The sequence below is a fragment of the Herbaspirillum sp. CAH-3 genome (assembly GCF_009668275.1).
Classification (GTDB): domain Bacteria; phylum Pseudomonadota; class Gammaproteobacteria; order Burkholderiales; family Burkholderiaceae_D; genus Herbaspirillum; species Herbaspirillum aquaticum.
On record NZ_VSWE01000010.1, the window covers coordinates 34,937 to 48,214 of the forward strand.

The 13,278-nt window shown below is 62.7% G+C and carries 15 protein-coding genes; 14 read left to right on the plus strand and 1 reads right to left on the minus strand.

All coding sequences use genetic code 11. From position 1 onward, the window contains the following. Positions 1 to 46 precede the first annotated feature (46 nt). Positions 47 to 1,138 carry a redox-regulated ATPase YchF gene (gene ychF, locus FYB76_RS13985; protein WP_069374935.1) on the minus strand — a complete coding sequence of 364 codons (1,092 nt, stop codon included), beginning with the start codon at positions 1,136 to 1,138 and terminating at the stop codon, positions 47 to 49. Between the two features lie 406 nt (positions 1,139 to 1,544). Between ychF and FYB76_RS13990 the strand changes: the two genes are divergently transcribed. The 14 genes from FYB76_RS13990 to hisC all read left to right on the plus strand — a co-directional run bounded on the left by FYB76_RS13990 (position 1,545) and on the right by hisC (position 13,206). Then, positions 1,545 to 2,348, plus strand: a complete 804-nt coding sequence (locus FYB76_RS13990) for an ABC transporter ATP-binding protein (protein WP_187697722.1) — start codon at positions 1,545 to 1,547, stop codon at positions 2,346 to 2,348. Further along, on the plus strand, positions 2,345 to 3,124 hold the full coding sequence (gene mlaE / locus FYB76_RS13995) for a lipid asymmetry maintenance ABC transporter permease subunit MlaE (protein ID WP_088756878.1): 780 nt from the start codon (positions 2,345 to 2,347) through the stop codon (positions 3,122 to 3,124). Before FYB76_RS13990 ends, mlaE begins: the two co-directional genes overlap by 4 nt. A gap of 74 nt (positions 3,125 to 3,198) precedes the next feature. Then, the gene (gene mlaD / locus FYB76_RS14000; RefSeq protein ID WP_088756879.1) at positions 3,199 to 3,675 is read left to right on the plus strand and encodes an outer membrane lipid asymmetry maintenance protein MlaD; all 477 of its coding nucleotides are present in this window, start codon (positions 3,199 to 3,201) and stop codon (positions 3,673 to 3,675) included. Positions 3,676 to 3,680: 5 nt separating this feature from the next. Then, positions 3,681 to 4,418 carry a VacJ family lipoprotein gene (locus tag FYB76_RS14005; protein ID WP_088756880.1) on the plus strand — a complete coding sequence of 246 codons (738 nt, stop codon included), beginning with the start codon at positions 3,681 to 3,683 and terminating at the stop codon, positions 4,416 to 4,418. A 283-nt stretch (positions 4,419 to 4,701) separates the two neighbouring features. After that, entirely contained in the window at positions 4,702 to 5,343 is a 642-nt protein-coding gene (locus tag FYB76_RS14010; RefSeq protein WP_154134039.1) for a phospholipid-binding protein MlaC, read from the plus strand. Between the two features lie 57 nt (positions 5,344 to 5,400). Beyond that, positions 5,401 to 5,694, plus strand: coding sequence for a lipid asymmetry maintenance protein MlaB (locus FYB76_RS14015; RefSeq protein WP_088756882.1), 294 nt, complete (start codon positions 5,401 to 5,403; stop codon positions 5,692 to 5,694). A gap of 325 nt (positions 5,695 to 6,019) precedes the next feature. Beyond that, positions 6,020 to 6,940, plus strand: a complete 921-nt coding sequence (locus tag FYB76_RS14020) for an ABC transporter ATP-binding protein (RefSeq protein ID WP_088756883.1) — start codon at positions 6,020 to 6,022, stop codon at positions 6,938 to 6,940. After that, the gene (locus tag FYB76_RS14025) at positions 6,937 to 7,701 is read left to right on the plus strand and encodes an ABC transporter permease (protein ID WP_034330737.1); all 765 of its coding nucleotides are present in this window, start codon (positions 6,937 to 6,939) and stop codon (positions 7,699 to 7,701) included. Before FYB76_RS14020 ends, FYB76_RS14025 begins: the two co-directional genes overlap by 4 nt. Positions 7,702 to 7,748: 47 nt before the next feature. After that, positions 7,749 to 7,985 carry a BolA family protein gene (locus tag FYB76_RS14030; protein WP_017453768.1) on the plus strand — a complete coding sequence of 79 codons (237 nt, stop codon included), beginning with the start codon at positions 7,749 to 7,751 and terminating at the stop codon, positions 7,983 to 7,985. Positions 7,986 to 7,994: 9 nt separating this feature from the next. Beyond that, positions 7,995 to 9,245 (plus strand): UDP-N-acetylglucosamine 1-carboxyvinyltransferase, encoded by a 1,251-nt coding sequence (gene murA / locus FYB76_RS14035; protein ID WP_088756884.1) that lies wholly within the window; start codon positions 7,995 to 7,997, stop codon positions 9,243 to 9,245. 29 nt (positions 9,246 to 9,274) lie between these two features. Beyond that, positions 9,275 to 9,925, plus strand: a complete 651-nt coding sequence (gene hisG / locus FYB76_RS14040) for an ATP phosphoribosyltransferase (protein WP_008332468.1) — start codon at positions 9,275 to 9,277, stop codon at positions 9,923 to 9,925. A gap of 39 nt (positions 9,926 to 9,964) precedes the next feature. Beyond that, a complete protein-coding gene (gene hisD, locus FYB76_RS14045) occupies positions 9,965 to 11,281 on the plus strand; it encodes a histidinol dehydrogenase (RefSeq protein ID WP_154134040.1) in 1,317 nt (438 codons plus the stop codon). Position 11,282: 1 nt separating this feature from the next. Further along, positions 11,283 to 12,119 carry a site-specific DNA-methyltransferase gene (locus tag FYB76_RS14050; protein WP_154134041.1) on the plus strand — a complete coding sequence of 279 codons (837 nt, stop codon included), beginning with the start codon at positions 11,283 to 11,285 and terminating at the stop codon, positions 12,117 to 12,119. Next, positions 12,100 to 13,206, plus strand: coding sequence for a histidinol-phosphate transaminase (gene hisC / locus FYB76_RS14055; RefSeq protein ID WP_154134160.1), 1,107 nt, complete (start codon positions 12,100 to 12,102; stop codon positions 13,204 to 13,206). The genes FYB76_RS14050 and hisC overlap by 20 nt, the downstream gene beginning before the upstream one ends. Positions 13,207 to 13,278 lie beyond the last annotated feature (72 nt).

Here is a 13,278-nt window from a genome sequence, read left to right on the forward strand (position 1 = left end):
CGAAATAATTCGGGGTTCAGGGGAGAGGGCTTGATTGAATCTGGGTTCAGACGTTGAACAAGAAATTCATCACATCCCCATCCTTGACCACATACTCCTTGCCTTCCGCGCGCATCTTGCCCGCTTCCTTGGCACCGGCCTCACCCTTGAAGGCAATGAAGTCCTCAAAGGCAATGGTCTGCGCACGGATGAAGCCGCGTTCGAAGTCGGTGTGGATCACGCCAGCCGCCTGCGGGCCGGTCGCGCCCACCGGCACCGTCCAGGCACGCACTTCCTTGACGCCAGCGGTGAAGTAGGTCTGCAGGCCCAGCAGCCTGAAGGCCGCGCGGATCAGGCGATCCAGGCCCGGCTCTTCCATGCCCATGTCGGCCAGGAAGTCAGCCTTGTCGGCGTCGTCCAGGTCGGCGATCTCGGCTTCGATGGCGGCGCAGATGGCCACGATGGGCGCGTTCTGCTCCTTGGCGTAGGCGGTCAGCTGGTCCAGCAGCGGGTTGTCGGTGAAACCGCTATCCGACACGTTGGCCACGTACATCGCCGGCTTGGCCGTGATCAGGCACAGCGGCTTGATCAGCAGCATCTCTTCGGCATCCAGGCCCAGCGCGCGCACCGGCTTGGCTTCGTCCAGCGCCGGCATGATGCGCTCCAGCAGGGCCACCAGCTTGGCGGCATCCTTGTCGCCGGAACGGGCCTTCTTCTGTTCGCGGTGGATGGCCTTCTCGACCGTGCCCATGTCGGCCAGCGCCAGTTCGGTCTGGATCACGGCGATGTCGTCCAGCGGGCTCACGCGGCCGGCCACGTGGATCACGTTCGGATCTTCGAAACAACGCACCACGTTGACGATGGCGTCCGTCTCGCGGATGTGCGACAGGAACTGGTTGCCCAAACCTTCACCCTTGGAGGCACCCGCCACCAGGCCGGCGATGTCCACGAATTCCACCGTCGCCGGCAGGATGCGCTCGGGCTTGACGATCTCGGCCAGCGCCTTCAGACGCGGATCGGGCACTTCCACGATGCCGACGTTGGGCTCGATGGTGCAGAACGGATAGTTCTCGGCGGCGATGCCCGCCTTGGTCAGCGCGTTGAAAAGAGTGGACTTACCGACGTTGGGCAGACCCACGATGCCGCATTTGAGGCTCATGACAGATTCTTCCGAAAGCAAAACCGACATTGTAGCAAGCCGCACGCCCCAAGCCCCAGCTTTGCGATGCATCCTTCCGCAACCCCGCCCTGTGGTATCTCCCCATCACTGTTACCATGCGAGCCTTGATTCGCTTACCAGGTATTGCATGCAATGCAGCATTTCGTTGCAGGCGCGCCACGCAATGAGAATTTATTTTCATATGCAATATATCACTGACTCATTCGTCATCTAGTTGGCGGCAGGAAATAGTGGCTATTTGTAGTGAACCTGCTGCTAACTTGTAAAGAACGGGGCTTTTCGGCGGCTGTGATTTGCAGGCTGTATTGCCTTCTTGAAAGCGATTTGTAAAATTTGCTCTACAATGTCGGTTTTCCCAAATCCTCAAAGAATCCCTTTGCCTGCTTTGACTAATATCGTCGAAATCCGCGATCTGCATTTCCGTTATGGCGACCGGCCTATCCTGACCGGTCTGCAGATGGACTTCCCGCGCGGCAAGGTGGTGGCAGTGATGGGCGGTTCCGGTTCCGGCAAGACCACCATCCTGCGCCTGATCGGCGGGCAGCTGCAGCCGCAAGAGGGCAGGGTGGAAGTCGATGGCGAGAACGTGCCTTCGCTGGCGACCCGACAACTGTACGTGTTGCGCCGCAAGATGGGCATGCTGTTCCAGAACGGCGCGCTCTTTACCGACATGACGGTGTTCGACAACGTGGCCTTCCCGCTGCGCGAGCATACAGACCTGGATGAAACGCTCATCCGCGACCTGGTGCTGATGAAGTTGAACGCCGTGGGCCTGCGCAATGCCGCCTCGCTCAAGCCCGCCGAGATCTCCGGCGGCATGGCGCGCCGCGTGGCGCTGGCACGTGCCATCGCGCTCGATCCGGCCCTGATCATGTATGACGAACCCTTCGCCGGGCTCGATCCGATTTCCATGGGCGTGACCGCCAACCTGATTCGCCGGCTCAACGATGCCCTGGGCTCGACCTCGATCCTGGTGTCGCACGATGTCAACGAGTCCTTTGCCATTGCCGACTATGTGTATTTCCTGTCGGCCGGCAAGATCGTGGCGCAGGGCACACCCCAAGAGATGCGCGAATCCACCGATCCCTATGTGAAGCAATTTGTCCATGCCCAGGCCGATGGCCCGGTGCCCTTCCACTATCCCGGCAAGTCGCTGGCCGAGGACCTGGGCCTGGGAGGTGCAGCGTGATCGCCGGTTTCGTCAGCGGCTTGGGCCGCAGCGTGCGCGAGTTCGTGGTCGGCGTGGGTTTTGCCGCGCGCATGTTCATCAACATGCTGGGCGCGTCCCTGGGCCTGCTGCGCCGCCCGCGCCTCATCACCGACCAGATCCACTTCATCGGCAATTATTCGCTGGTGATCATCACGGTATCGGGCCTGTTCGTGGGCTTCGTGCTGGGTCTGCAAGGGTATTACACGCTTAACAAGTATGGTTCGGAACAGGCCCTGGGCCTGCTGGTGGCCCTGTCGCTGACCCGTGAGCTGGGTCCGGTGGTGACGGCCCTGCTCTTTGCCGGCCGCGCCGGGACCTCGCTGACCGCCGAAATCGGCCTGATGAAGGCCGGCGAGCAACTCTCGGCCATGGAAATGATGGCGGTGAACCCGCTGCAACGCGTGGTGGCCCCGCGCTTCTGGGCTGGCGTGATCGCCATGCCGGTGCTGGCGGCCATCTTCAGCGCCGTCGGTGTGCTGGGCGGCTATGTGGTCGGCGTGCTGCTGATCGGCGTGGATGACGGTGCGTTCTGGTCGCAGATGCAGGGCGGCGTGGATGTGTGGAATGACATCGCCAATGGCGTGTTGAAGAGCATCGTCTTCGGTATCGCCGTCACCTTCGTGGCGCTGTTCCAGGGTTATGAAGCCCAGCCGACGCCCGAAGGCGTGGCCCGGGCTACGACCCGGACCGTGGTGATCGCCTCGCTGACCGTGCTGGGCCTGGATTTCCTGCTGACGGCGCTGATGTTCAGCTGAGTCGCCGCAGTACTTGGACAAGCGCCCGCTCGGGGCGCAATGATGTGAATAAAAGGGTAGAAAAAGGGTTCAATATGCAACGTAAATCTCTGGATGCCTGGGTAGGAATCTTCGTGCTGGCCGGTGTGGCCGCGCTGGCGTTCCTGGCGCTGAAGGTCGGCAACATGAGCTCGATGTCCTTCGGCCAGAAGACCTATGCCCTCAAGGCCAATTTTGACAACATCGGCGGCCTGAAGTCGCGCGCGGCCGTCAAGAGCGCCGGGGTGGTGGTGGGCCGTGTCGATTCGATCCGCTTCGATGACCAGACCTTCCGCGCGGTGGTCACGCTGAACATGGACGAGGGGTACAAATTCCCCAAGGACAGTTCGGCCAAGATCCTGACCTCCGGTCTGTTGGGTGAACAATACATCGGCATCGAGCCAGGCGGCGATACTGCTAACCTGGCCTCGGGCGATACGATTAAGATGACACAATCCGCTATCGTGCTGGAAAACCTGATCGGTCAATTCCTGTACAGCAAGGCGGCAGAGGGAAAGGATGATTCCAAATGAATCAAATGAATAAAAAAACCATCAACACCGCCTATGCAGGTCGTCTCGGCGCCTTCGCCCTGGCCGCCGCCGCCCTGACGGGCTGCGCCAGCACCGCCAACAATGCGAATGATCCACTGGAAGGCTTCAACCGCACCATGTTCAGCTTCAACGACACGGTCGACAAAGTCGCCCTGAAGCCGGCCGCCCAAGCTTACGACACCGTGGTGCCGACCCCGATCCAGCATGGCGTGGGCAACTTCTTCGGCAACATCGGCGATGTCTGGTCGTCCATCAACCAGCTGCTGCAGGGCCGTATCGAACAGGGTGTCTCGACCTTCATGCGCGTGGCCATCAACACCACCTTCGGCCTGGGTGGCGTGCTGGACGTGGCGACCGAAGCCCGCCTGCCGCGTGAGAAATCCGATTTCGGCCAGACCCTGGGCAAGTGGGGCGTAGGCTCCGGTCCCTACGTGGTGCTGCCGTTCTTCGGCCCGTCCACCCTGCGCGACACCGCCGGCATGCCGGTGGACCTGTACGGCGACCTGTGGACCTACAAGCGTCCGGTCCGCTGGCGCAACGTCGGTGCGGTGGTGCGCATCGTCGACCGCCGTGCCCAGTTGCTGGATGCCTCGACCCTGCTGGAAGATGCTGCGCTGGACAAGTACGACTTCGTGCGCGATGCCTATCTGCAACGCCGCCAGAGCCAGATCGACGGTGCCTCCGGCGGCCGCGAGCAGAAGGAAGAAGCCATCAAGCCTTGATGGCCGATGGCTTTCCCCCGCCGTGCGGGGGGGAGGCCGCGGTTGCACCTGCGGCGCTGCAGTCTGGTCTTGAAATGCGGGCCAACTGCCCAATCTGCGCTGTCTGCCCAGTTTTTCTGTCCTCTCCGGACAATCTGTAACATCCGTGCCGAACTGTGACGGCGCGGGAACCCCGCTCCCGGGCGGGTTTCGAAGGACTTGCCGGCTGCCGTCGGCGCGCTGTACTGCGCGGCGCCCTTGGCGGCCCCGGCACCTCCTGCTGACTCGAATGGAAAACCGACTTATGAAGATGCTTACCAAACTTTTCGCCATTGCCGCCCTGGCTGTTCCCGCGCTGTTCTTCTCGGGCGCCGCGTCCGCCCAGGAAGCCCCGGATGCGCTGGTCAAGCGCATCAGCTCGGAAGTGCTGGATACCGCCAAGAACGACAAGGATATCCAGGCCGGCAACAACGCCCGCATCATGCAGCTGGTGGAACAGAAGATCCTGCCCTACGTCGACTTCGAGCGCATGACCCAGCTGGCCGCCGGCCGCTACTGGCGCCAGGCCACCCCGGAACAGCAGAAGCAGCTGATCACCCAGTTCCGCAGCCTGCTGGTGTTCACCTACTCCGGCGCGCTGTCGCAGGTGCGTGACCAGAAGATCGAATTCAAGCCGCTGCGCGCCGCCCCCACCGATACCGAAGTGGAAGTGAACTCGCAGGTGATCTCCTCGCGCGGTGGCGAGCCCATCCAGCTGAGCTATCGCCTGGAAAAGAAGGCCGACGGCTGGAAGCTTTATGACGTTAACGTGCTGGGCGCCTGGCTGGTGGAGGCCTATCGCGGTACCTTCTCCAACGAGATCAACAAGGGCGGCATCGACGGCCTGATCAAGGCGCTGACCGACAAGAACCAGCAGCTGGCCGCACGCGGTAACGGCAAGAAGTAAGCCGGAAACAAGCCGTTATCGTTCATCGACCCATCTCCCGAACCGAAAGAACGCATCATGTTCAAGCCCGGCGCCTCGCTGACCTTCTCCAATGCCAGTACCGTCCTGCGCGAGGGCCTCTCGGCCATCGCCGCCGGCCAGGCCAGCATTGATGTCAGCGAGGTGGCCGTGGTCGATTCCTCGGCCGTGGCGACCCTCCTGGCCTGGCGGCGTGCCGCCGCAGGCCGTGGTGCCGCACTGGATTTCGGCCCCTTGCCGGCCAACCTGCAGAGCCTGGCTGATCTCTACGGCGTGACCGCCCTCTTGCAAGGTGCAGCCGCGCCGACCTCCGCTACCGATCGACATCACTGATCGCCTTTCCCTTGCGGCCCGGGCTCCCGGGTACCGGGAAGCCTGTGCTGCGGCGGCCCGGAATATCGAATTCCCCTATAATCGAAGGTTTTGCAGGCGCGCTGGCGGCGTTGGCACGCGGATTCCGTTTCCGCCAGGTACTCTCCCGCCCGTCGACATCAGCAAGACTTTCCGGCTATTTCATAGCACAACGACAACATGACTGCGCCCCATGCTTCCCCTGTTGGGAGTGGCGCGGCCAAGGCGAGGCGGACAGCGGATTCCCTGGTGGAACTCCTGGCTCCTTATTTCTTTCAGGCAAGTAACGTATTGAACGGGCGAGGCAATGGCCGCTCTCCAAATCACAGACATCAAGAAGCGCTACCAGTCCCTGCAGGCGCTGGGTGGCGTGTCGCTGGCAATCGAAGAAGGTGAATTCTTCGGTCTGCTCGGCCCCAACGGCGCCGGCAAGACCACGTTGATCTCCATCATCGCGGGCCTCAACCGGGCCGATTCCGGTTCGGTCACCATTCACGGACATGACGTGGTCAGCGACTATCGCGGGGCCCGCATGAACCTGGGCGTGGTACCGCAGGAACTGGTCTTCGATCCCTTCTTCACCGTGCGCGAGACCTTGCGCATGCAGTCCGGCTATTTCGGCCTGACCAACAATGACAAGTGGATCGACGAGGTCATGGAAAACCTCGACCTCACCAACAAGGCCGATACCAACATGCGCGCGCTCTCCGGCGGCATGAAGCGGCGCGTGCTGGTGGCCCAGGCGCTGGTGCACAAGCCGCCGGTCATCGTGCTCGATGAACCGACTGCCGGGGTGGACGTGGAACTGCGCCAGACCCTGTGGCAGTTCATCGGCCGCCTCAACCGCGAGGGGCATACCATCGTGCTGACCACGCACTACCTGGAAGAAGCCCAGGCCCTGTGCAATCGTATTGCCATGCTCAAATTCGGCAAGGTGGTGGCGCTGGATTCGACCGATGCGCTGATCCGCCGCATCTCCGGTTCGCAGATGGTGCTGCGCCTGAAGCGCGGCAGCCTGCCCGATGGCTTGAAGGCGCTGGTCACCCATCCCGAAGAGCTGCTGGCCGGCAATGCCGCCAACAAATACACGCTGCGCGTGAATGACTACAAGGAAGTCGAACCCATCCTGGCCACGCTGCGCGCCTCGGGCGCGGAGATCGACGATCTGCAATTGCAGCAGGCCGACCTGGAAGACGTCTTCATCCAGATCATGGGAGATGAAAAATGATCGGTTTCCGTACCCTGTTCTACAAGGAAATCCTGCGTTTCTGGAAGGTCGCCACCCAGACCATCACGGCACCCATCGTCACGGCCCTGCTGTACCTGCTGATTTTCGGCCACGTGCTGCAGGACCGCGTGCAGGTCTATCCGGGCGTGAACTACACCGGCTTCCTGGTGCCGGGCCTGGTGATGATGAGCGTGCTGCAGAATGCCTTTGCCAACAGCTCGTCCTCGCTGATCCAGTCCAAGATCACCGGCAACCTGGTGTTCGTGCTGCTGACCCCGCTGTCGCACTGGGAGCTGTTCGGCGGCTACGTGCTGGCGGCCGTGGTGCGCGGCCTGATGGTCGGTGCCGGTGTCTTTGTGGTGACCGTCTGGTTCGGCCACCTGGACTTCGTGGCGCCCCTGTGGATCCTGGTGTTCGCTCTCCTCGGCGCCGGCATCCTGGGCACCATGGGTTTGATCGCCGGCATCTGGGCCGAGAAGTTCGACCAGCTGGCGGCGTTCCAGAATTTCCTGATCGTGCCGCTGACCTTCCTGGCCGGCGTGTTCTATTCGATACACTCGCTGCCCCCGTTCTGGCAGGCGGTATCGCATTTCAACCCGTTTTTTTATATGATCGACGGTTTTCGCTACGGCTTCTTCGGCCAGTCCGACATTCCCCCCATGACCAGCCTCGGTATCGTCGCCGTGTTCTTCGTGGCGCTGTCGACCCTGGCCGTACGCATGCTCAAGAGCGGCTACAAGCTGCGCGCAGGTTCGCATTGAATACGCCGCGCCCCGCCATCTCCCCCATTCCCGTGAAGAGCCTCAACATGCTACCCACACCTGAACTCGTCAAAAGCTATATCGCCGCCGGCCTCGACTGCCAGCACCTGGAAGTGGAGGGTGATGGCCAGCACTTCACCGCCGTCATCGTCGCCGAGGCTTTCGCCGGCAAGCGCCTGATCCAGCGCCATCAGCTGGTCTATGCCGCCCTGGGCGACCGCATGCGTGAAGAAATCCATGCCTTGTCGATGAAGACCCTGACCCCCGAAGAATTCCAGAAATAAGGCAACACGATGGACAAGCTTTTGATCCGTGGCGGCAAGCGCCTCTCCGGTGACGTCACCATTTCCGGTGCCAAGAACGCCGCCCTGCCCATCCTGTGCGCAGGCCTGCTCACCGATGGCGACCTGGTGCTCTCCAATGTGCCGCACCTGCAGGACGTGGTCACCATTACCAAGCTGATGAGCCAGATGGGCCTGCGCGTGCGCGAGAACGGCGAGCAGCTGGTCCTGAACGGCAACGACATCACCCGCCCGGAAGCGCCGTATGAGCTGGTCAAGACCATGCGTGCCTCGATCCTGGTGCTGGGCCCCTTGCTGGCGCGCTTCGGCCAGGCCAAGGTATCGCTGCCCGGCGGTTGCGCTATCGGTTCACGTCCGGTGGACCAGCACATCAAGGGACTGCAGGCGATGGGCGCGGAAATTCACATCGAGGCCGGCTACATCCATGCCAAGGCCAAGCGCCTGAAGGGCGCGCGCATCGTCACCGACATGATCACCGTGACCGGCACCGAGAACCTCTTGATGGCCGCCGCCCTGGCCGATGGTGAAACCGTGCTGGAAAACGCCGCGCGCGAGCCGGAAGTGGGCGACCTGGCCCACCTGCTGGTGAAGATGGGCGCCAAGATTGAAGGCATCGGTACCGACCGCCTGGTGATCCAGGGGGTGGAGAAGCTGCACGGCGCCGAGCACGAAGTCATCGCCGACCGTATCGAGACCGGCACTTTCCTGTGCGCTGTCGCGGCCACCGGCGGCGACGTGACCCTGCACCGCACCCGCGCCGGATTGCTGGATGCCGCCATGGACAAGCTGCGCGATGCCGGTGCCATCCTCACTTCAGGTGAAGACTGGATCCGTATCCAGATGGCGCGGCGTCCCAAGGCGGTGAGCTTCCGTACCACCGAATATCCGGGCTTCCCGACTGACATGCAGGCGCAGTTCATGGCCTTGAACTGCCTGGCCGAAGGCACCAGCCACGTCACCGAAACGATTTTCGAGAACCGCTTCATGCACGTCCAGGAATTGAATCGCCTGGGTGCGGCCATCGATGTGGAAGGCAATACCGCCATCGTCAGCGGCGTGGAAAAATTCCTCGGTGCACCCGTGATGGCGACCGACCTGCGCGCTTCGGCCTCGCTGGTCATCGCCGGCCTGGCTGCGCAAGGCGAGACCGTGGTGGAGCGCATCTACCACCTCGACCGCGGCTATGACCGCATGGAAGCCAAGCTGTCGGCCATCGGTGCCGATATTGAACGCATCAAGTAATTGACGGACCCCAGAAAACGCACACCATCATGACCCAACAACTGACGCTGGCGCTGTCCAAGGGCCGTATCTTCGAAGAGACCCTGCCGCTGCTCAAGGCTGCCGGCATCACCGTGGCCGAGGATCCCGAATCTTCGCGCAAGCTGATCCTGCCGACCAATGACCCCGACGTGCGCGTCATCATCGTGCGCGCCTCGGACGTGCCGACCTACGTGCAATACGGCGCGGCCGATTTCGGCGTGGCCGGCAAGGATGTGCTGATGGAACACGGCGGTGAAGGCCTGTACCAGCCCATCGACCTCAACATCGCCAAATGCCGCCTGTCGGTGGCGGTGCAGGAAGGTTTCGACTACGCCAATGCGGTGCGCCAGGGTGCGCGCCTGCGCGTGGTGACCAAGTACGTCAACACCGCGCGCGAGCACTTCGCCGCCAAGGGCGTGCACGTGGACCTGATCAAGCTGTATGGCTCGATGGAACTGGGCCCGCTGGTGGGCCTGTCGGACGCCATCGTCGACCTGGTCAGCACCGGTGGTACGCTGCGTGCCAACAAGCTGGTGGAAGTCGAGCACATCATCGACATCTCTTCGCGCCTGGTGGTGAACCAGGCTGCGCTGAAGTTGAAGCGCGAGCGCCTGCAGCCGATTCTCGATGCCTTCGAGAAGGCCTCCAAGGCCAAGTAATCCCACGACCCCAGATATCTTCGCAGAGCAGGTGAGACCATGAGCATTGCCATCCGAAAACTCGATTCCGCCGAAGCCGGCTTCCGTGAAAAGCTGTCGGCCGTGCTGGCCTTTGAAGCCAGTGAAGATGAGGCCATCGATCGCGCTGCAGCGACCATCCTGGCCGACGTGAAGGCGCGCGGCGATGTCGCCGTACTGGAATACACCCAGCGCTTCGACCGCCTGCAGGCCGCTTCCGTGGCTGGCCTGGAAATCGGCAAGGATGCCCTGCAAGCCGCACTGGCCGGCCTGCCCGAGGCACGCCGCCATGCGCTGCAGACCGCCGCCGACCGCGTGCGCGCTTATCACGAGCGCCAGAAGAAGGAATGCGGCTCGGATGGTTTCCTGTATCGCGAAGCCGATGGCACCGAACTGGGCCAGAAGGTCACGCCGCTGGATCGCGTGGGCATCTACGTGCCGGGCGGCAAGGCCGCCTATCCTTCGTCGGTATTGATGAATGCTATTCCGGCCAAGGTGGCCGGTGTGCAGGAAGTCATCATGGTCGTGCCGACCCCGGATGGCGTGAAGAATGAACTGGTGCTGGCCGCAGCCGCCATTGCCGGCGTGGACCGTGTCTTCACCATCGGTGGTGCGCAAGCCGTGGGTGCGCTGGCCTATGGCACCGCCACCATCCCGCAGGTGGACAAGATCGTCGGGCCCGGCAATGCCTACGTGGCCGCCGCCAAGCGCCGCGTGTTTGGCGTGGTCGGCATCGACATGATCGCCGGACCTTCGGAGATCCTGGTGATCTGCGATGGCGCCACCGATCCCGACTGGATCGCCATGGACCTGTTCTCGCAAGCCGAGCACGACGAGCTGGCGCAATCCATCCTGCTGTGCCCGGATGCGGATTACATCGCCAAGGTGGAAGCCTCGATAAACCGGCTGCTGGAAGACATGCCGCGCAAGGACGTGATCCGCACGTCGCTCACCGACCGGGGCGCCCTGGTCAAGGTGCGCGACATGGAAGAAGCCTGCGAGATCGCCAACATGATCGCCGCCGAGCACCTGGAGATCTCCGCCCAGGAGCCGCAGCAGTGGGCGGACCGGATCCGTCACGCCGGTGCCATGTTCCTGGGGCGCTTCTCCTCCGAATCGCTGGGCGACTACTGCGCCGGTCCCAACCACGTGCTGCCAACTTCGCGCACGGCACGCTTCTCCTCGCCGCTGGGCGTGTATGACTTCCAGAAGCGTTCGAGCATCATCCGCGTCTCGGAAGAGGGCGCGCAGACGCTGGGCAAGATCGCCGCCGAGCTGGCCTACGGTGAAGGCTTGCAGGCCCACGCCCGCTCGGCCGAACTGCGGCTCAGGAAGTGACATGATGACCGCCGCCACCGACTCCCTCGCAGGTGCCGGCTGGCTGGACCGCGTATTCTGCGAGGATGCGCTCTCGGCCACCGCTGGCCTGGCGCGCATTCCCGATGGCAGCATCGACCTGATGATCGCCGATCCGCCCTATGGGCTGGGCAAGGATTACGGCAACGATTCCGACAAGCTCGATACCGCTGCTTACCTGTCGTGGACAGAACAGTGGATCGATGCCGCGCTGCCCAAGTTGAAGCCCAATGGCAGTCTCTATATTTTCCTGACCTGGCGCAATTCGCCGGAAATCTTCGTGATGCTCAAGCAGCGCATGACCATGGTCAACGAGATCATCTGGGATCGCCGCGTGCCCTCCATGGGCGGCAGCACCCGGCGCTATTCCTCGGTGCATGACACCATCGGTTTCTTCGCGCGGGCCAAGGATTATTTCTTTGATCTCGATGCCATCCGCATTCCCTACGATGCCCAGACCAAGAAGGCGCGTTCACGCTCCATCTTCGTCGGGGCCAAGTGGCTGGAAATGGGCTACAACCCCAAGGATGTGTGGAGCGTCTCCCGCCTGCATCGCGAACATAAAGAGCGCGCCGACCATCCCACGCAAAAACCCCTGGAAGTGGTGGAGCGCATGGTCAAAGCCTCATGCCCGCCCGGCGGCGTGGTGCTCGATCCCTTCATGGGCAGCGGCACCACGGCCGTGGCAGCGCGCCGTTGCGGGCGCCACTTCACCGGGTTTGAACTCAATCCCGATTATTGCGAACTGATCCGCCAGCGTCTCGACGCTCTCGATGCGCCGGCGCCTGCGAGCCTAGATGATGAATCCCTCCAAGCCTGAGACCGTGGACGAGCTGGTAGCCAACGTGATCCGCCCGCTGGTGCGCGGCTGGCAGTCCTATCACGTGCCATCGGCCGACGGGATGGTCAAGCTCGATGCCATGGAAAATCCCTACCTGCTGCCACCGGCCTTGCGTGAGGAACTGGCGCAGCGGCTGGCCGCACTGGAACTGAACCGCTATCCGGTGCCGTCCTATACCCGCCTCAAAGCCGCCATCTGCGCGCAACTGGGTGTGCCTGCGGGCTATGACGTCCTGCTGGGCAATGGTTCGGATGAGCTCATCACCATGCTCTCGGTGGCCTGTGCCATCCCGGGGCGGACCATCCTGGCGCCGGAACCGGGCTTCGTCATGTATGGCGTCTCCGCAAAAATGGCCGGGCTGGATTATGTGGGCGTGCCATTGCGTGCGGACCTGACGCTGGACCTGCCCGCGATGCTGGGGGCCATCGAGGCGCACAAGCCGGTCATCACCTGGCTGGGCTATCCCAACAATCCGACCGGCACGCTCTATCCGATGGCCGACGTGCTGCGCATCATCGAAGCGGCCGCGCCCTATGGCCTGGTGGTGGTGGACGAGGCCTACCAGCCTTTTGCCGCCTCCACGCTCATGCCGGCATTGCCGCAGCACAACAACCTGGTGGTGATGCGCACCGTCTCCAAGCTGGGGCTGGCGGGCATCCGCCTGGGCTACCTGTCGGCGGCCCCGGCGCTGTTGCGCGAATTGGACAAGGTACGTCCGCCCTACAACATCAACATGCTCACCGAAACCGCGGCGCTGTTCGTGCTGGAGCACCTGCAGGTACTGGAGGCGCAGGCGGCGCAGCTGCGTGAGGCGCGCAGCGTGCTGGCGGCCGAACTGGCGGCGCTGGAGGGGGTGGAGGTGTTCCCTTCGGCGGCCAATTTCAGCCTGATCCGCGTCCCGGATGCCGATAAAGTCTGCGCCGCCTTGCTGGCGCGCAGGGTACTTGTCAAAAATGCCGGTAGAATGCACGTATTGCTGCAAAACTGTTTGCGCATTACCGTCAGCACGGATGAAGAAAACGCCATCTTCCTGACGGCCCTGAAAGATGCACTGCGCGAGCAGTGAAGGTTTGAAGGTCCACCGCAGGCAAGCAGGCATCACGCATTACCAACGATAGAACCCCGTCCAACCCCGACC

Excerpts from the sequence above, each read along its gene's own strand:
- ychF (WP_069374935.1), bottom strand. The coding sequence starts at position 1,138 with ATGAGCCTCAAATGCGGCATCGTGGGTCTGCCCAACGTCGGTAAGTCC.
- mlaD (WP_088756879.1), top strand. The coding sequence starts at position 3,199 with ATGCAACGTAAATCTCTGGATGCCTGGGTAGGAATCTTCGTGCTGGCC.
- FYB76_RS14005 (WP_088756880.1), top strand. The coding sequence starts at position 3,681 with ATGAATAAAAAAACCATCAACACCGCCTATGCAGGTCGTCTCGGCGCC.
- FYB76_RS14010 (WP_154134039.1), top strand. The coding sequence starts at position 4,702 with ATGAAGATGCTTACCAAACTTTTCGCCATTGCCGCCCTGGCTGTTCCC.
- FYB76_RS14015 (WP_088756882.1), top strand. The coding sequence starts at position 5,401 with ATGTTCAAGCCCGGCGCCTCGCTGACCTTCTCCAATGCCAGTACCGTC.
- FYB76_RS14020 (WP_088756883.1), top strand. The coding sequence starts at position 6,020 with ATGGCCGCTCTCCAAATCACAGACATCAAGAAGCGCTACCAGTCCCTG.
- FYB76_RS14025 (WP_034330737.1), top strand. The coding sequence starts at position 6,937 with ATGATCGGTTTCCGTACCCTGTTCTACAAGGAAATCCTGCGTTTCTGG.
- FYB76_RS14030 (WP_017453768.1), top strand. The coding sequence starts at position 7,749 with ATGCTACCCACACCTGAACTCGTCAAAAGCTATATCGCCGCCGGCCTC.
- murA (WP_088756884.1), top strand. The coding sequence starts at position 7,995 with ATGGACAAGCTTTTGATCCGTGGCGGCAAGCGCCTCTCCGGTGACGTC.
- hisG (WP_008332468.1), top strand. The coding sequence starts at position 9,275 with ATGACCCAACAACTGACGCTGGCGCTGTCCAAGGGCCGTATCTTCGAA.
- hisD (WP_154134040.1), top strand. The coding sequence starts at position 9,965 with ATGAGCATTGCCATCCGAAAACTCGATTCCGCCGAAGCCGGCTTCCGT.
- FYB76_RS14050 (WP_154134041.1), top strand. The coding sequence starts at position 11,283 with ATGATGACCGCCGCCACCGACTCCCTCGCAGGTGCCGGCTGGCTGGAC.
- hisC (WP_154134160.1), top strand. The coding sequence starts at position 12,100 with ATGAATCCCTCCAAGCCTGAGACCGTGGACGAGCTGGTAGCCAACGTG.